The organism is Faunimonas pinastri (assembly GCF_900110915.1).
In the GTDB taxonomy this organism is placed as follows: Bacteria; Pseudomonadota; Alphaproteobacteria; order Rhizobiales; family Afifellaceae; genus Faunimonas; species Faunimonas pinastri.
In genome coordinates this window covers 1-16,234 of the sequence record NZ_FOFG01000011.1, presented here as the reverse complement: position 1 = coordinate 16,234, position 16,234 = coordinate 1, and the positions used below count along the sequence as shown (strand labels likewise).

Below are 16,234 nucleotides of genomic sequence, written 5' to 3'. Positions count from 1 at the left end.
TGAACTCACCATGAAACGGCATGCCCCCTCGTCCCGTCCTGCGAAGCCGCCCCAGCGGATCCTGGCCAGCTTTCACGACTATCTCATAGTCGAGAGTTCGTGACTGAACAGCCCTAAAAACGTCATGCGACAGCAACGGCCACCGGGAAGGAGGCCGTTGCCGCAGAGCGGAACATGCATGTCGCGCCAGCTTACTTGGGCTGGGCTCCATTGGAGCCGGCGCCGGGTGCCGGAATGACCGGCGTCGTGCCGGTCTGCGGCGCGGGCTTGTTGATCCCTGAATCGCTCGTCGCGGGCGGCGCGATGACGCCGTTGCTCTGGCTGAGCTGGTGCGTGAGCGTCCCGGGCGCGGCGGGCGGAACCGGCGATGCCGCGTTATTGTCGCCGGGAGCGCCGGGGGTCGGCGTCGGTACGGTCGTTTGCGCGGCGGCGGTCGCGATTCCCGCGACGATGCAGAAAAGCCCCGCGCCGATGATCGCGAGCCGCCTCGTCCGCGACGTCGCGTTACCCGCGGGCGTCACCGCTCCGATGGCCTCGCCCCTGACCTCGCTTCGGTCCCGCGCTTCGCGAAGTTTGTTCGGCATTCCTGGCATGGAAACCTCCCGTTCGGCAGGCGTTCGCGCCTGTAGGCCTTCTGCGGAGTCAATGGACCGGTCCTGCAACGGTTCCGGCCAGCAAGGACGGCGGCGCCGGCCAGATTGCCCCCCGGCTCCCTTTTCGTCCGGCTGCACAAGCGGTATGCCTCAGACATGAGCGAGCGATCTGAAGACCTCTTCGACGTAGCAGTGATCGGCGGCGGCGCGACCGGATATTCATCCGCTCTCGTGGCGGCCCGCCATGGCCTTCGCACGGTGCTCATCGCACCGCCCGCGCGGTTTCCGCCAGGCCGGACGGCGGCCCTTCTCGGCAGCTCCGTCGATTTCCTGCGGCGGCTCGGGGTCTGGGACCGCATGACGGACGACGCGGCGGCGATGGTCGGCATGCGCATCGTCGACGGAACGCGGCGGCTGCTCCGCGCGCCGGAGGCGATCTTCCATGCCTCCGAGATCGGCCTTCCCGCCTTCGGCCACAACATCGCCAACGAGGCGATCGTCGCCGCGCTGGCCGAGGCCGCGGAAGCGGAGGATGGGCTGAGCATCCTTCCCCATACGGCCGACGACATCCGGACGGGATCGGACATGGTGTCGATTCTCGCCGGGGATCGGACGATCCGCGCCAGGCTCGTGGTGGGCGCCGATGGTGCCCGATCCTCGGCGCGCCGCGCCGCCGGTATCGAGATGCGCGAATGGTCCTATCCGCAGTCGGCGCTGGTGACGACATTCAAGGTGGGCCGTCCGCACGGCAATGTCTCGACCGAATTCCACACCGAGCACGGCCCCTTCACGCTGGTTCCCATGAAGGGGCAGCGCATGAGCCTGATCTGGATGGACCGGCCGGACATCTCCACGATGCGTTCGGAACTGCAGGAGGACGCCTTCAATCGGCGGGCCGAGGAGCGCGCCGCTTCCATCGTCGGGACCATGGCGGTCGACACCCCCCGCGTGGTCTATCCCATGAAGGCGGCGACGGTGGATGCCTACGCCCGCAACCGTGTCATGCTGGTGGGCGAGGCCGCGCATGTCTTTCCGCCGATCGGCGCCCAGGGCCTCAATCTCGGTTTCCGCGACGTGGCCGCCCTCGACAAGGTCCTGCGGCGGGGCAGCGATCCCGGATCTGACGAGGCGATCGCTGCCTATCACCGCCAGCGCCAGATCGATGTGCGGACACGCACGGCGGCGGTCGACATCCTGAATCGTTCGCTCCTGACCGACTTTATCTCCGTCCAGGCCCTGCGCGGCCTCGGGCTCGGCCTCGCTTCGCGGGTGCCGCCGCTGCGCCGACTGCTGATGCGGCAGGGTCTCGCGCAACGCCCTCTTTTTCGCGCCTGAGAGTGGCGTTTCGGACACTGGACAAGCTGACCGGATTGCTCCACCTGCCCTAGCTGGCGGTCGATCCGGGCCGTCGCAGCGAACCAGGTCGACGGACGTTGGCGGACGGCGTGAAGAAGAACAAGAAGAGCATCGAGCGCACCGGCGACGTGACGGCCAGCCATCGAGTGGAATACCTGGGACTGCGCATGGCGGCCTTCCTGCTGCGCTGCCTGCCGCTCGGCTGGGCATCGGGGCTGATGGGGAAAATCTGGCGGGTTGCCGCGCCGCTGACCTATCGCCACGAGCGGGTCATGCGGAACCTGGAGATCGGCTTCCCGGGCCTGACGAAAGCCGCCCGCCGGAAGATCGCCGCCGAGCAATGGGAGAATCTCGGCCGCACCTTCGGCGAGAGCTTCCTGATCGACCGCCTGATCGCCGATGATTCCCGTTTCGACAACAATATCCCGGATGAGATCGGCAATCGGTTCCGCGGCGGTGGAACAGGCGCGGTCATCACCGGCATGCATTCCGCGAACTGGGAAGTCGCCGGTCGGCCCATCTCCGAGTTTTTCCCCGTCATCGGCCTTTACCAGAGGCTCTCCAATCCCCTGTCGGACACCTATGTCGTGGGCCTCCGCACCCAGGTTTTCGGCGGCGGCATGCTCTCCAAGAGCCGGGAAACGCCCAAGCGGATCATGGAATGGGTGCGTGACGGGAATGCCGTGGCGATGCTCGCCGATCTTCGCGAAGCGCGGGGGGTGGCCGTCCAGTTCTTCGGACAGGAGACGACGGCGAACCCCTTCCCCGCCATGGTGGCGCGTCGCCTTGGAGTGCCGCTCATCGTCGGCCGTGCGATCCGGCTGCCCGGCGTTCGCTTTCGAATCGAGGCGGTCGAAATCCCGGTGCCGCAGACCGAGGACGCCGCAATCGACGTGCAGGTCGCGACCCAGGCGATCCAGAAGCAGTTCGAGCGATGGATTCGGGAGCGTCCGGGCGAATGGATGTGGGTGAACGACCGCTGGCGAGCTACGCAGGGACGTTCCCGGCCGCGTCGCCGTCCCCTTGATTTCATGAGGCAGAAACCAAACTAAGCGACAAAGAGGTCGTCTAGATGGTTCAAATCCGTAGTGCGAAATTTCAGGTGGGACAGGTGGTCCGTCATCGGATCTACCCCTTCAGGGGTGTGGTCTTCGACGTCGATCCGGTCTTCGACAATACCGAGGAATGGTATCAGGCGATCCCCGAGGACATCCGTCCGCGCAAGGATCAGCCCTTTTATCACCTGCTCGCCGAGAACGATGATTCCAAGTACATCGCCTACGTGTCCGAGCAGAACCTCCTGCCCGACGAGAGCGGCAGGCCCGTACTGCATCCACAGATCGGTGAGCTCTTCGGCGAGTTCAGGGGCGGCCTTTATGAAAGCCGCGAGTCGCTGAACTGAAAAGAAAAAGCGGCCCGAAGGCCGCTTCCCGCATTCAACAGGCCAGTCCGTCCGGCCCGGGCTTCGCGAGAAGCGCCGGGCCGACCGATCACTTCTGCTGCTGCTGCTTGTCGATCAGCGCCTTGCGGGCGGCTTCGGCCTTGGCCTGAAGGTCGTCCTGCAGCTTCTTGTTCTGCGCCTGCAGCTTGGCCGGGTCCATGGCCGGGCCTTCGTAGGAGCCCTTGAAGCCGGACAGCGAGATGTTGAAGTTGATCGGCTTGGCTTCCTGCGTCAGCGTCGTGATGATGAGCTGGTTGCCCTTCTTCATGTTGTTGACGTAGTCGGCGTTGATCTCGGCCTCGGCGAAGCAGAGGTTCGGGAAGCAGATCGTGTACTGCGCCTTGGTGGGCTTGGAGCCGTCGATCTGGACCTGCAGGCCCGGGCGCAGCAGCATGCCCGGGGGCACGGCCGTCACGAGATACTTCTTGGTGTCGACTTCGCGGATCGACAGCGCGGCCAGGAGCTGGCCCGTCGCAGCACGACGCTCACGCGTCGTGACGCAGATCTGCTGCTTGTTCTGCGGGTTCTGGCTGCAGAGCTTGACCCAGTCGGGCTGCGGGCCTTCGTTCTGTGCGCCTGCGGCCGGAGCGGCCTGCTTTGCGTTCTCCGCCAGAGCGGGTGCCGCTCCGAACGCGAGAAGAGCAGCAGCAACCAGACCGGCCTTCGCGCTCAACTCAATGGGTGCACACGACTTGCGCGTCCAAAGCATGGAAAATCCTCATATCTGACCGGCCCGTCGCATGCCGCAGCGGGCGCGTGTTCACAGGTGGTGCGTGGCCGCCGATTGCGGCGACAGATTGACGTGCCAGTGCGTCTTCCCTTAGCGGGCATTTGCAGGCAATTCCAGATTGGCGCATCGTTTTTGCTGCCGCACCGAACCCGAATCTGCCGCCCCGGCACCCGAAAGGAACCCGGTGATCGTTTTCAGAACTGCCAGAACGTCCACGGCCTGCAAGAGCCTCCTGCGAATCACCCTCTGGCTGGGGCTCTGCCTCGTGGCCGGACGCGCCGCCTGGGCGGAGCCCACCTACGGCATCGCCATGCACGGCGAACCTGCCCTGCCCGCCGACTTCACGCACTTTCCCTATGCCAATCCGGACGCGCCGAAGGGCGGCTCCATCACCTATGCCGGGGTCGGAAGCTTCGACAGCCTCAACCCCTTCATTCTGCAGGGAACGGCGCCTCGCGGGCTCTGGGACATGACCTGGGGCAACAATATCTGGGAAAGCCTGCTTGTCCGCAGCAAGGCCGAGCCGTTCACGATGTATGGGCTCATCGCCAGCACGGTCGACGTGGCGCCGGATCTTTCGACCGTCGATTTCCAGCTGAGGCCCGAGGCGAAGTTCTCCGATGGTGTTCCGATCACGCCCGACGACGTGATCTTCAGCTTCGATCTCCTGCGGGAAAAGGGCCGCGAGCGCCCATACCGGGAGACTTACAAGCTGTTCGACCGAGCGGAAAAACTCGGTGACCACGGCGTTCGCTTCGTCCTCAAGCCCGGCACGAACCGGGAGTTGCCGCTCCTGATCGGCCTGATGCCCATCCTGCCGAAGCACGCGGTCGATGCCGCCACCTTCGACCGGTCGAGCCTCAAGATCCCGATCGGCTCCGGGCCCTATACGATCGCGGCCGTCGATCCCGGCAAGAGCGTCACCCTGAAGCGCGATCCGAATTACTGGGCGCGCAATCTTCCGGCCAAGCGCGGTTTCGACAATTTCGACCAGGTCCGTGTGGAATATTATCGCGACGCCAGCGCCTATTTCGAAGCCTTCAAGAAGGGGCTCTTCGACATCAATCCGGAGAACGATCCGGCGCGATGGGCGATCGCCTATGATTTTCCGGCCGTGCATGAGGGTCGAGTCGTGCTCGATACGTTCCCGATCCAGATCCCGGCGGGAATGAACGGCTTCTTCTTCAACACGCGCCGACCAGTATTCGAAGACGCGCGGGTGCGGCAGGCGCTCACCTATTTCCTCGATTTCGAGTGGCTGAACCGCAATATTTATTACGGCAAGTACGAGCGGACCGGCAGCTATTTCGAAGGCTCCGAGCTCTCGGCCATCGGACGCCCGGCGACCGACGCTGAACGCCGGCTGCTCGCCCCCTTCCCCGACGCAGTCGTGCCGGACGTGATGAACGGCACCTATCGCCCTCCGGAAAGCGACGGTTCAGGACATGACCGCGACAACATGCGGAAGGGCGTCGAGCTTCTGGAGCAGGCGGGCTACGGGCTCAAGAATGGCCTTATGGTCAACCTGAAGACCGGTGAGCCGCTCGCCTTCGAGATCATGACGAATACCCGTGAACAGGATCGGCTGGCGCTGGCGTTCAGCCGCACTTTGGCTCTCGCGGGCATCCGGGTCCGGATCCACGACGTGGACTCCGCCCAGTACGAGCGGCGGGTGAAGAACTTCGACTACGACATGATCCAGATCCTCGTTCCCGCGTCGCTTTCGCCGGGAACGGAGCAGGCCGGCCGCTGGTCTTCCGCCGCCGCGGACGCTCCCGGCAGCTTCAGTTATTCGGGGGTGAAAAGCCCGGCGGTCGACGCGATGATCAACGCCATGCTCGCGGCTCATGGACAGGGCGACTTCGTCAGCGCCGTCCGCTCGCTCGACCGGGTGCTGATCTCCGGCTTCTACGTGGTGCCGCTGTTCCACCCGCCGGGCCAGTGGATGGGCCGCTGGGCTCGCGTCGAGCATCCGGAACAGGCGTCACTCTGGGGGCCCGAACCCACCACCTGGTGGCAGGGCAAATAACGGAAGGGCGGCCGAGGCCGCCCTTTCTTTATGCCGGAGGCTACCCTACCACCTCCAGCCTCGTCCGGAGCGGGCGCCCCGGACCAGCCAGATCGCCGTGCCGACGGCAATCGCGTCCTCGACCAGGCCGGTGGAAACCTGGCCATAGCGATCCATGGCCCGGATGCGCGCATTGAAGCCCAGATAGGATGCGGCGATCGAGCCTAGCGCGCCCATCGCGCCGGCCGCCAGACGCTGGTCGCGGGGCGCGATCGAGGCGCCGGCGATGGCGCCTGTCGCGATCCGCGCGATCATGCCGGGCGGGATGATCCGGTCGGGCGCGGACGGAAGCTTGTCGCCCACGAGTTCCGCAACCGCCATCGCGGCGGCGGCCGAGGCGACGGCTGGCCGCGCGAGAAGATGAGGGGCGCCATTATCCGTGGGCAGGCGTCCGCGCGCGGCGGCAGCACTTACCACGGCAAGCGGCGTCATGGAGCGAAGCCCGGCCACGGCGCCGAGAAGGATCGAGCGGATCATGCAGTTCTCCCGAATGGATCTGCACGACAACCCCGGGGGACCGCTGAAGATCCAGTCCGAGTCGCATTTCGCGCCTCAGGATCGAGGCGTGGATCCTGTTTCCGCGTCACGAGCGCCCGGCCGGATTGCGGCAGAGGTTCCGATATCCGCCGCCCAGCGCCGCAACGCGGCCAGAAGGGCCTCCCCGGCGGTCTCCAGCGGGCCGGAATTGTCGAGAGCGAGCACGTCGTCACCCTCCACCGTGCGGCTCCTTGCCTGAGCGAGGCGCGCGCGGATTTCGGCCTCGCTTTCCCGCCCCCGCCGGGCGAGGCGCTGCGCCAGGATCTCGGCCGGGGCGGTCACGTTGACGACCATGAGACGCGGATAGCTGCCGCGTGCCGCATCGATCACCCGACGCGATACGTTGGCGACCACGACGCGGCCGCCCTCCAGCTCCGCCCGTATTCCGACGGGAATGGCATAGGACAGCCCGTGCGCCGACCAGTGCAGCGCGAAGGCCCCGGCTTCCGCCTGCCGGGCGAATTCATCCGGCGAGAGTTCGTCATGATCCTCGTCCGAGGCGGAAGCGGCGCGCGTCACCACGCGGCGCGCGACGGTGAGCGGCAGGCTCGCCCCCACCCGCTCGCGGACATAGGCGATCAGGGAGTCCTTGCCGGCGCCGCTCGGCCCGACGATGAGGACGAGGCCGCCACTTGCCCCCTGCCGTGAGTTCCGGTTCTGCTCCATCGCCTTCGCCTCAGGCCACGCGGCGTCCTTCGCGCCACACCGACCGAACCATCGGAATGTCGCTGTCCACGCGGACACGGACGAGGTCCGCCCGTCGGCCGACGGCGATCTCGCCCCGGTCCTCGAAGCCGCCGGCTTCCGCGGGATTGGCCGACACCATCGCGATCGCCTGCGGCAGGCTGATCGCCTCCACCATTTCCGCCAGCTTGAACGCGCCATGCAGCATGCTGAGCGGCACGTAGTCGGAAGAAATGATGTCGAGCAGCCCCTTCTCGGCAAGGGCGCGGGCCGACACGTTGCCCGAATGGGAGCCGCCACGGACGATGTTGGGGCCGCCCATGAGGACGCTCAGTCCCGCGTCGCGGCAGGCATGGGCCGCTTCCAGCGTGGTGGGGAATTCCGCCACCCGCACATGGTGCTCGACCGCTTCCGCGACATGCGCCACGGTGGCGTCGTCATGGCTCGCCAGCGCGATGCCGCGGGCGTTGCAGATGCCGGCGAGCTCTTCCCGGTTCCGGTCGGACCACTCCGCCGACTGGCCGAGCCGCTTGCTCACGAACTCCGCGAAGGCATCGTCGCTCATCCCGGTCTTGCGCTGGTAGTAGCTCCGGTACGTTTCGAGGCTGATGAACTGGCGCTGGCCGGGCGTGTGATCCATCATCGAGGCAAGCCGGACGCGGTCGTCGTTCTCGAACAGGCGGAAGCCGTGCAGCACATCCGGCGCGGAAACCTCGCAGCGCAGATGGATGTAGTGATCGGCGCGCAGCCAGTCGCGGGCCGCCCCCTCCTCGATCGCGTCGGCGAGGCGGCGCATGTCGTCGCTGCGGAGATTGGCATCCTCGTCCATGCCGACGCGAAGCGCATCGAAGACGGTGGTGATGCCGGAGCACGCGATCTGCGCGTCATGCGCCTGCACCGCCGCGACCGGGTTGAGCCGCACGCCCGGACGCGGGGCATAATGCGTTTCCAGATGGTCGGTATGGAGTTCCACGAGGCCGGGCAGCAGCCAGTCGCCTTCCATGTCCTCGCCGGCGGAGCCCTGGCTGCTCCCCTCCTCAATCGCCGCGATACGCCCGTCCTCGATGCGGATATCGCCGTGCAGGACCTGATAGCGAAGGACGACGCGGGCATTGCGGAAAAGGGTGTCCTGCATCAGGCGGCTCCGTGGGCGATCAAGGGTATGCGGGAATGAACGAGGAAGTCGCGCGACGCGTCCGGCTGGACGAAGATGGCGAGCGCGTCGAGCTGTCCGGGCTTTCCCAGAAAGTCGCGGAAATGGCGGCGAAGCGCCCGCTCGGTAGCACCTGCCTCGCCGTCGGGAACCGATCCGGTCAGCGTCATATGCAGCCGGAAAAGGTCGAAGACGTACGGATAGCCCCAGTCCAGAAGATAGCGATCCTGCTCCGGCGAAAGATGCGACCGGCGTCGGCGGGCGATTTCAGGCTCGGTCAACGGAGCGCGGAACGGCTCGAATGCACGGACGACATCGGCCGCGAAATCGTTGATCGCGCTCGGGTCGCCCGCCGGCGTCAGCGCGAAGAAGGGGCCGAGCCGTTGCAGGTCCAGCGTCAGCGGCAGCGGTCCGCGCTGTGCGGCGAAGTCGGCCGCGGCCTGCTCCAGCTCGGGCAGCGTACGTCCCTCGGCCAGTCGGAACGGCGCCTTCAGCGTGGCGTGCCAGCCATAGCGGCGGGGATCGGCCGTCAGTTCCGCCAGCCGTTCCGGGCTGATGCCGTCGGCGACAGATTGCCGGACCGGCTCCCCGGTGAAGGCATCCCGACCGAGCCAGTGAGCGGCGGCCCTGGCAAGGGGGTTCTCGGCGGCATGGGTATAATAGAGTGCAACTCGCATACGGGCTCTGGAACGGGTTCGTGCGAAGGAGGAGTGAAGATCGGCCGCGACCTCCGGTCGCGACGGGCTGCCGCCTGCTCCTCGTAAGGCATCAGGATGTCATCAATCCAGAGCCGGGGAAAATTCTCTCACGGCGGCAACCGAACCGGTGCCTCTCGCGCGCGGCCTGACGCTGTTCGCGCGACCGGACAGCTACTCCCCGCTCTGCACTCCGTTGCATCAATCGGCTGCCGGCCGTGGCGTGACGCCTCGTCACCGCGATTGGATGAACGGCTTCGATTCGCTCACCGAGCGCCGACGATCCGGGTCCGCAGCGATGCTCACCGCGAAGCGCGCCGGCCTCATCGACGTCTCCGGTCCGTCAGTGAAACCAGCAAGAGCTCCGTCATGCCCATGCCGGCCAGCATGATTCGCACAAGCGTGGGTTCGCGGTGAAGCGACAGGCCGGCCGCGATCAGCCCAACTCCGATGGCGGCATCCGCACCCAGATGCGCGCGCATCGGCAAAATGCCCGCCCCCAGCTCGTAATCCGTCGCGGCAGCGTAGACCGCATGCGCGCGTGCGCTCCCTTTCAAAAGGCGCCGGACGCGGCCGCTGAAGACGCGCGAATGCCCCATCAGCTCCACCGCGGGAACCGCAAGCCAGTCGATGACGGCGTGGATCCGGGTCGGGATCATCGAGGCCTAACCCTTCTTCTCTTCCGGCACGTAGCGGCCATGGTCGGGCACGGCGATCTCGTCGAAATGGTGGACCAGCTCCGCGAGGCCCTGCCGGAGTTCCTCACCGCGCATGGGCGTGCCATGACCGGTCGCCGCGATTTCCGGGTTGAGCGCCACCAGCTTCTCCACCGAGCGCTGCGCCTCCCTCCAGTCCGGCGTGAAATAAGCGGGTGGCCCGCTCACCTCCTCTTCCTGCGTCATCACGGCGTAGAGCGATTCCTGCTTTGTCGTGACGAAAGCATCCCCCGCGATCAGGCAGCGATCCCGCTCGCGGAAGAACGCGACCTGGCCCGCCGAATGACCGGGCACCGGCACCGTGCGCCACTCCGGCATGAAGGGCACGCTGCCATCCTCCGGCAGCGCGTGAACCTTGCTGCCGAGGTCGATCCCCTTGTTGGGATAGGTGAAGGACAGAAGCGCCAGCACGCCCTTGCCGACCGTGGGGTCCGGGGGCGGATAATCGGCGGCACCCGTCAGGAACGGCAGCTCGACGGAATGCGCATAGACCGGCACGTCCCAGTGCTCCAGGAGATCGGGAAACGCGCCGACATGGTCGAAATGACCATGCGTCAGCAGGATCGCCTTCGGCCTCGCGCCCTTGCCGAAACGCGCCTCGGCGGTCTCGATGATGGAGGTCTTGCTGCCGGGCAGCCCCGCGTCGATGAGGACCCAATTGTCCGCGGTGCCGAGGAAATACAGGTTCACCATCACGAAGCGAAGACGGGTGAGGTCATCGGTAACCTGATCGACGGTGGTTGTGATCGCCATGATTGCTGACCTCTGTCCGCTGCGAGAGCGGGATTAACGGTCGCCCTCGACGGGAGTTGCAGGCGCTCCGGCCGTTCCTCGCTGCTCCGTGACTTGACCCCGTGTGCGCCACACGCATTTTGGGCGGGCGGAACAGCGTCGCTGACCCACTCCGCCTGTTCTCTCCGCCCCATCGGGCGCAGCATCCGAGGAATATCGTCGTTTTGCAGAAAGCCCTCTTTCCGTGCGCCGCGTTCGTTCTGGCGCTCGCATTGTCACCGGCCCATGCCGCCACCAAAGATCCCCGCGTTCTCAAAGCGCTGATGAAGATGGACCCCACCACACGGATGATTCAGGTCTGCAACATGGCCGTCATGAAGCAGACCTCGGCTGAAAAGAAAGGCACGACCGAGCACGCCATGATCGACGCGCTCGCACCGCTGAAGATCTCGGCAAACGGCCTTACGGGCTCGGCCGGTGCCTTCCGCCGAGCGGGCAAGTGGTACAAGTTCGCGTTCCAGTGCACGGTGACGCCGGACCACACCCACGCGACCGCCCTGAAGATCGACGTGAAGCGGGAAATCCCGCGTTCCGAATGGGAAAAGGACAACCTCTTCCCCTGACGCCCCCAAGACCGGGAACCTGACCTCCGGAGGCGGTTAGGGGCGGCCGCCGGTCGCCTGCTGCCGCCCGGAATAGATCGACGGCGTCCACGCCACGCGGGGCCGGGACAGGATGTCCAGAACGAGGTCGGCGGCAGCGGCCACTCCGCCACCTCCCATGACCAGAGATCGTGCCTTGTCGGTGTAGGCACGTTGATCGCCTGACAACATGGCGGCCATGACGGCCTGCACGCTTTCGGCCGTGACCTCGCCGATCGCCATCACGCGCGCCGCCTTGGCCTCGCTCAGGCTGGCGGCGACCTTCTGCGTTTCCTTGATGGGGCCGGGCACGACGAGGAGTGGCGTGCCCAGCGCCGCGCCCTCGTGCATGGTGCTGGTGCCTTCCGCGACGAGGATATCGGCGGCGCGTTCGTAGAGCAGCGAATCCGCCGCCGGCACCACGCCCTTGACCGTCACCCAGTCCGGTAGCCTCGCCGGAAGATGGGAAACGCCACGCAGATCCTCGCGGTCGTTGACGGCGATCAGCACCAGTCGGATCGCCTCGTCCGCTTCAGTGCGAAGCTTCTCCACGGACCGATAGAGACTGGAGAGAAGCCGGTGACCGAATTCGCGCCCGAAAGGAAAGCCCCGCGGAGCATAGACGACGAGCTTCTCGTCGGCGCCGAAGCCGAGGCTTTCCCGCGCCGCCGCCTTTTCCGGCACTTCGGAGGTTTCCAGAAAGGGGCCGGTATGAACCAGCTTCGCCTCAAACCCGGAAAGCTCCTGGGGAAAGCCGATCGCCGGCGCGTAGGGCCAGATCAGCGCGTCCATCTGCGCGATGAACGGCCAGTCCAGAAAAAGCTCGTCGCCGATCGGATGCATCAGGATCGAGACCCACGCGGCGTTCGGAATATGGTGACGGAGCGGCAGCAGGTAGCGCGCGACATCGTCGACCACCAGGTCGGCATCTCCCAGGCACGCACGCACGAAGCCCGCCCTGTTTTCCGAATTGCGCGGCGGCAGCAGGCGCGGGCGGAAGCCCATGTCCATCGTCGCGTCGATATTGAAGGGCCGCAGCCGCTCCGCATCCAGCACGAACTCGATCGCGATATCCGGTTGCCGCTTCACAAGCGCCCGCGCCAGTGCGGCCGTGCGGGCGATGTGGCCGATGCCGCCCCCGGCGGAAGGAAGCATGATCACCTTCGCCGGCCCGTCTTTCCTGCCGTTCAGCACTGTCATCGCCCGGTCCTCCCCCCCGCCCCTGACGGCGTTTGAAGGAACAACGGGTGCATGCCACTGCCGTTCCCCTCCCTTTCCGGGGCGTCATGGAAGCCTTTTGGGCGAATTCCCGTGCTTCAGCTTGACGGAGGAGCCACAATCGGCGAAAGCCTTAGACAGTCAGGCGTCGGGGCATAGCGCAGCCTGGTAGCGCATCTGCTTTGGGAGCAGAGGGTCGCAGGTTCGAATCCTGCTGCCCCGACCAGTTGCTTCGGATTGAGACATGGTTGCCCGGATTTATCGACCTGCAAAAACTGCGATGAGTTCTGGTATGGCGCAGAGCCATCTCTGGGTTCTCGAGTTCGAGCGCCAGTCGGCGCCGTCGATCGAGCCGCTGATGGGCTACACCTCCTCTGACGATACGCAGACCCAGGTCCGGATGAAGTTCCCGACCAAGGAAGAAGCGATCGCCGCCGCCGAGCGCATGGGCGTCGCCTATCGCGTGGCCGAGCCGCACGAGCGCAAGCGCTTCACGATCTCCTATTCCGACAATTTCAGCCGTACCCGCCGGCAGCCCTGGACGCACTAGTCGTCTGATTTGGCCCCGTAGCTCAGCGGATAGAGCAGTAGCCTTCTAAGCTATTGGTCGCAGGTTCGATTCCTGCCGGGGTCACCAGACATTCGCGCCATTTGCCTTGCGGCCTCGGCCCCTACTCCAGCTCGTATCCGGCGCCCTTTTCTTCCACGCGGGCCCGATCCGCGCATTCCAATCGTCGAAAGGGCACCCGCAGGAATGCTGCGGGTGCCCTTTTTCCTGCTTAGAACTTGTAGGTGACGCCCGCGCCGACCAGCCAGGGGTCGATCTTCACGTGGCCGGAGACATGGCCGACGCCGTCGATATCGGCGGTGACGCGCGGATTCAGGAAGATCTTCTTCACGTCTACGTTCAGGCCCCAATGATCGTTGATCATGTAGTCCACACCGGCCTGCAGCGCGCCGCCGACCTGATTATGCACGTCGAAGTTGGAGAAAATCCCCTTGGATTCCTCACCGAAGAAGAAGGTGTAGTTCACGCCGGCGCCGACATAAGGCTTGATCTTCGGCGTCAGGTCGAAGTGGTACTGCAAGGTCACCGTCGGGGGGAGCAGCCAAACATCGCCGACATCGCCAAGGCTCTTGATGGAGCCGGCGCCCTCGACCTTGTGCCGCGTCGCGCCCAGGATCAGCTCCGCCGCGATATGCCGGGTGAAGAAATAGGTGATGTCGAGTTCGGGAACGACCGTATTGGTGATGTCGGTCTTGTCGCCGCCGAGCCTGGTTCCGTTGAGCTTCAGGCTGGAATCGCCGTCCGGCAGCACACCGAGCGCGCGGACCCGCAGCATCCAGGGATTGAAGGCGATCGGCTGGGCGTCGCCGGCAAAGGACGTCTGCTGCGTCGGCAGGTCGGCGGCAAAGACCTTCGAAGTCACGCCGAGGCTGAGCGCGACAGAGCAAAGGGCTGCAATACGGAACCACATGATCTCAAAACCCACAGGGATCTCCGGGCACCGGCGGCAACGAAGATCCCGCAATCCGATGCCGGCGCAGGATCGGGGTAGCAGTCGCGCCACGGCCCTCATGTGATCCAGATCAACATTTCCCTTCCCGCTGCCCTCTGTGGCAAGGCGGCCACACACAGCCTATGCCGCGTACAAAAAACCCCGCCGGCCATCGCCGACGGGGCTCCATACCTGCGCTGACGTGCAGGATTACTGGACGATTTCAACAACCTGTCGGCTGTGACCGTCGACGATCACGCGCTGGTTGTTCACGACGGCGTATTCGTAGTCGTCGTACTGCGGGATCGGGTAGAGCGTCACAGTCTGCGGCAGCGGCTGGCCGACGACTACCTTCTCCTGATAGACGACGGAGGGCTGCTGCTGCTGCACAACGTAGGTCTTCACCTCCGGCGGGGGCGGCGTCAGGCCACCGACCACAGCGCCTGCTACACCACCGACCACACCGGCGGCACCGCCGACGACCGCGCCGACCGCATGGCCAACGGCATTGCCGGCACCGTGACCGACTTCAGCGCCGGTCTGGGCGCCCTGTGCCGCAGGAGCGGGCTGTGCGGTAGTGGACTGAACCGTGGTGGTAGTCTGGGCGAAGGCAAGCGTGCTGGCCAGCGTCGCTGCCGTGAAAACAGTGGAGGCGATAATCTTACGCACGATGTGCTCCGTTGATTGTTTCGACTGGCAACTGAACGGGGCGTGGCGAATATAGGTTCCCCCAGGAGCGCAATGAACAATTGTTACCGCATGTTACAGAGCTCCCGGTCCGGAGCCCTTGCGCTGATGCCCCATCGGATTACCGGTAATCCGCATCCAAATTCGGGGAGCCGTTCGTGCTGCGCCTTTGTCTCGCCCTCGCCTTGTTCTTCTCGGCCGTCGCTCCGGCCGCCGCAGCCGACAAGCTGACCCTGCTCCTGGATTGGTTCGTCAATCCCGAGCACGCGCCTTTGGTCGTTGCGCAGGAGAAGGGCTATTTCGCCGAGCAGAACCTCGACGTCACCCTCGTGCCGCCATCGGACCCGAGCGCCCCGCCCCGGCTGCTCGCCGCCGGCCAAGGCGACATCGCCATCACCTACCAGCCGAACCTTTATCTGCAAGTCGCCGAAGGGCTGCCGGTCGTCCGTTTTGGCACGCTGGTCGACACGCCGCTCAATACGGTGATGGCACTGGAAAACGGGCCGATCAGGACGCTTGCCGACCTGAAGGGCAAGACGGTCGGTTATTCCATCGGCGGGTTCGAGGACATCCTGCTCAAGCGGATGCTGGAGACGGTCGGCCTGTCTCTGTCCGATGTGAGGCTCGTCGACGTGAACTTCGCGCTCACGCCGGCCCTGCTCGCCGGGCGCGTCGACGCGGTTGTCGGCGCCTACCGCAATTTCGAGGCCACCGAACTGGCGTTGCAGGGGAAGCCGGCCCGCGCCTTCTACCCCGAGGAGCATGGCGTGCCTCCCTTCGACGAGGTGATCTTCATCGCGCGCAAGGATGAATTGCAGGATGATCGCCTGCGGCGCTTCCTCGCGGCGGTGGAGAAGGCCGACCTCTTCATCGCCAACCATCCCGATGAGGCCTTCGCCCTGTTCACCAAGTCACATCCGGATCTGGCGAATGAGTTGAACCGCCGAGCCTACGCCGACACCTGGCCGCGTCTTTCCAAGAGCCCTGCGGGTCTCGACGTCGCGCGCTACGAGCGGTTCGGTCAGTTCATGAAGGACGAAGGGTTGATCAAGCAGGCTCCGCCCGTTGCGGATTATGCCGTCGCGCTTCACTGACGGCCGGGGCCAAGCCCCGAGAAACCGGCCGACTAGGTCGTAGACTCATAAGCTCTCAGCCATAGGCGTGTTGAGGCGATCAGGAGGGCTGCGAGAAAGTTTCGGGCGAGCTTGTCGAAGCGCGTTGCGACACGGCGGAAGTGTTTGAGCTTGCAGAAGAACCGCTCCACGAGGTTGCGCCGGCGGTAGAGGGCTGGCTCAACGGAGCGCTGCACACGGACCCGGCTCTGGGTGGGGATATGCGCCTGTCCACCTGTTTTGGCGACAAGATCGAGGATAGCGCGGCTGTCATAACCGCGGTCCGCAACGAGTGCTCCGGCTGCGGGCAGGCCGACCAGCAGGTCCGGAACGGCGGTTTTGTCCGAAGCCTGGCCGGCGGTGATCAGCAGC

General features: G+C 65.6%; 19 protein-coding genes and 2 tRNA genes. 9 read left to right on the top strand and 12 right to left on the bottom strand.

The window, feature by feature from the left end; translation table 11 throughout:
- Positions 1 to 191 precede the first annotated feature (191 nt).
- Positions 192 to 593, bottom strand: coding sequence for a hypothetical protein (locus BMY25_RS14190; protein ID WP_143061978.1), 402 nt, complete (start codon positions 591 to 593; stop codon positions 192 to 194).
- A gap of 156 nt (positions 594 to 749) precedes the next feature.
- Here BMY25_RS14190 and BMY25_RS14185 point away from each other — a divergent pair, with 156 nt between their 5' ends.
- The 3 genes from BMY25_RS14185 to hspQ all read left to right on the top strand — a co-directional run bounded on the left by BMY25_RS14185 (position 750) and on the right by hspQ (position 3,351).
- Positions 750 to 1,928 carry an FAD-dependent monooxygenase gene (locus tag BMY25_RS14185; protein ID WP_092497672.1) on the top strand — a complete coding sequence of 393 codons (1,179 nt, stop codon included), beginning with the start codon at positions 750 to 752 and terminating at the stop codon, positions 1,926 to 1,928.
- A gap of 110 nt (positions 1,929 to 2,038) precedes the next feature.
- Positions 2,039 to 3,001: a lysophospholipid acyltransferase family protein gene (locus BMY25_RS14180; protein ID WP_143061977.1), complete on the top strand. Its 963-nt coding sequence runs from the start codon at positions 2,039 to 2,041 to the stop codon at positions 2,999 to 3,001.
- Positions 3,002 to 3,021: 20 nt separating this feature from the next.
- Positions 3,022 to 3,351 carry a heat shock protein HspQ gene (gene hspQ / locus BMY25_RS14175; protein WP_092497668.1) on the top strand — a complete coding sequence of 110 codons (330 nt, stop codon included), beginning with the start codon at positions 3,022 to 3,024 and terminating at the stop codon, positions 3,349 to 3,351.
- 88 nt (positions 3,352 to 3,439) lie between these two features.
- On the opposite strand, the gene BMY25_RS14170 is transcribed toward hspQ, so the two are convergent.
- Positions 3,440 to 4,099: an invasion associated locus B family protein gene (locus tag BMY25_RS14170; RefSeq protein ID WP_092497666.1), complete on the bottom strand. Its 660-nt coding sequence runs from the start codon at positions 4,097 to 4,099 to the stop codon at positions 3,440 to 3,442.
- Between the two features lie 205 nt (positions 4,100 to 4,304).
- On the opposite strand from BMY25_RS14170, the gene BMY25_RS14165 reads away from it, so the two are divergent.
- Positions 4,305 to 6,149, top strand: coding sequence for an extracellular solute-binding protein (locus BMY25_RS14165; RefSeq protein WP_238858345.1), 1,845 nt, complete (start codon positions 4,305 to 4,307; stop codon positions 6,147 to 6,149).
- Between the two features lie 45 nt (positions 6,150 to 6,194).
- On the opposite strand, the gene BMY25_RS14160 is transcribed toward BMY25_RS14165, so the two are convergent.
- The 6 genes from BMY25_RS14160 to BMY25_RS14135 form a co-directional block, all read right to left on the bottom strand.
- Positions 6,195 to 6,665, bottom strand: coding sequence for a DUF4126 family protein (locus BMY25_RS14160; protein WP_092497664.1), 471 nt, complete (start codon positions 6,663 to 6,665; stop codon positions 6,195 to 6,197).
- A gap of 75 nt (positions 6,666 to 6,740) precedes the next feature.
- Positions 6,741 to 7,391: a phosphonate metabolism protein/1,5-bisphosphokinase (PRPP-forming) PhnN gene (gene phnN / locus BMY25_RS14155; RefSeq protein WP_092497662.1), complete on the bottom strand. Its 651-nt coding sequence runs from the start codon at positions 7,389 to 7,391 to the stop codon at positions 6,741 to 6,743.
- Between the two features lie 10 nt (positions 7,392 to 7,401).
- Entirely contained in the window at positions 7,402 to 8,547 is a 1,146-nt protein-coding gene (locus BMY25_RS14150) for an alpha-D-ribose 1-methylphosphonate 5-triphosphate diphosphatase (RefSeq protein ID WP_092497660.1), read from the bottom strand.
- Positions 8,544 to 9,239, bottom strand: a complete 696-nt coding sequence (locus tag BMY25_RS14145; protein ID WP_092497657.1) for a DUF1045 domain-containing protein — start codon at positions 9,237 to 9,239, stop codon at positions 8,544 to 8,546. The genes BMY25_RS14150 and BMY25_RS14145 overlap by 4 nt, the downstream gene beginning before the upstream one ends.
- A gap of 341 nt (positions 9,240 to 9,580) precedes the next feature.
- Positions 9,581 to 9,916, bottom strand: a complete 336-nt coding sequence (locus BMY25_RS14140) for a hypothetical protein (RefSeq protein ID WP_092497655.1) — start codon at positions 9,914 to 9,916, stop codon at positions 9,581 to 9,583.
- A gap of 6 nt (positions 9,917 to 9,922) precedes the next feature.
- Positions 9,923 to 10,726, bottom strand: coding sequence for an MBL fold metallo-hydrolase (locus tag BMY25_RS14135; protein ID WP_092497653.1), 804 nt, complete (start codon positions 10,724 to 10,726; stop codon positions 9,923 to 9,925).
- Between the two features lie 203 nt (positions 10,727 to 10,929).
- Here BMY25_RS14135 and BMY25_RS14130 point away from each other — a divergent pair, with 203 nt between their 5' ends.
- On the top strand, positions 10,930 to 11,328 hold the full coding sequence (locus BMY25_RS14130; RefSeq protein ID WP_092497651.1) for a DUF930 domain-containing protein: 399 nt from the start codon (positions 10,930 to 10,932) through the stop codon (positions 11,326 to 11,328).
- A gap of 36 nt (positions 11,329 to 11,364) precedes the next feature.
- Here BMY25_RS14130 and BMY25_RS14125 read toward each other — a convergent pair whose 3' ends face one another.
- Positions 11,365 to 12,546 (bottom strand): glycosyltransferase, encoded by a 1,182-nt coding sequence (locus tag BMY25_RS14125; protein ID WP_092497649.1) that lies wholly within the window; start codon positions 12,544 to 12,546, stop codon positions 11,365 to 11,367.
- Positions 12,547 to 12,713: 167 nt separating this feature from the next.
- Here BMY25_RS14125 and BMY25_RS14120 point away from each other — a divergent pair.
- The 3 genes from BMY25_RS14120 (at position 12,714) to BMY25_RS14110 (ending at position 13,201) form a co-directional block, all read left to right on the top strand.
- Positions 12,714 to 12,790: transfer RNA gene (locus BMY25_RS14120), tRNA-Pro, on the top strand.
- An 18-nt stretch (positions 12,791 to 12,808) separates the two neighbouring features.
- On the top strand, positions 12,809 to 13,114 hold the full coding sequence (locus BMY25_RS14115) for an ETC complex I subunit (protein ID WP_092497647.1): 306 nt from the start codon (positions 12,809 to 12,811) through the stop codon (positions 13,112 to 13,114).
- 11 nt (positions 13,115 to 13,125) lie between these two features.
- Positions 13,126 to 13,201: transfer RNA gene (locus tag BMY25_RS14110), tRNA-Arg, on the top strand.
- A 142-nt stretch (positions 13,202 to 13,343) separates the two neighbouring features.
- Here the strand turns inward: BMY25_RS14110 and BMY25_RS14105 are convergent.
- The gene (locus BMY25_RS14105) at positions 13,344 to 14,057 is read right to left on the bottom strand and encodes an OmpW/AlkL family protein (RefSeq protein WP_238858344.1); all 714 of its coding nucleotides are present in this window, start codon (positions 14,055 to 14,057) and stop codon (positions 13,344 to 13,346) included.
- Between the two features lie 216 nt (positions 14,058 to 14,273).
- Positions 14,274 to 14,735, bottom strand: a complete 462-nt coding sequence (locus BMY25_RS14100) for a DUF1236 domain-containing protein (protein ID WP_428976972.1) — start codon at positions 14,733 to 14,735, stop codon at positions 14,274 to 14,276.
- Positions 14,736 to 14,908: 173 nt separating this feature from the next.
- Here BMY25_RS14100 and BMY25_RS14095 point away from each other — a divergent pair, with 173 nt between their 5' ends.
- Positions 14,909 to 15,844, top strand: a complete 936-nt coding sequence (locus tag BMY25_RS14095) for an ABC transporter substrate-binding protein (RefSeq protein ID WP_092497641.1) — start codon at positions 14,909 to 14,911, stop codon at positions 15,842 to 15,844.
- A gap of 32 nt (positions 15,845 to 15,876) precedes the next feature.
- Here BMY25_RS14095 and BMY25_RS21210 read toward each other — a convergent pair.
- Positions 15,877 to 16,234 (bottom strand): transposase (locus BMY25_RS21210; RefSeq protein WP_238858332.1); only part of this gene is annotated, 358 nt, incomplete at its 5' end.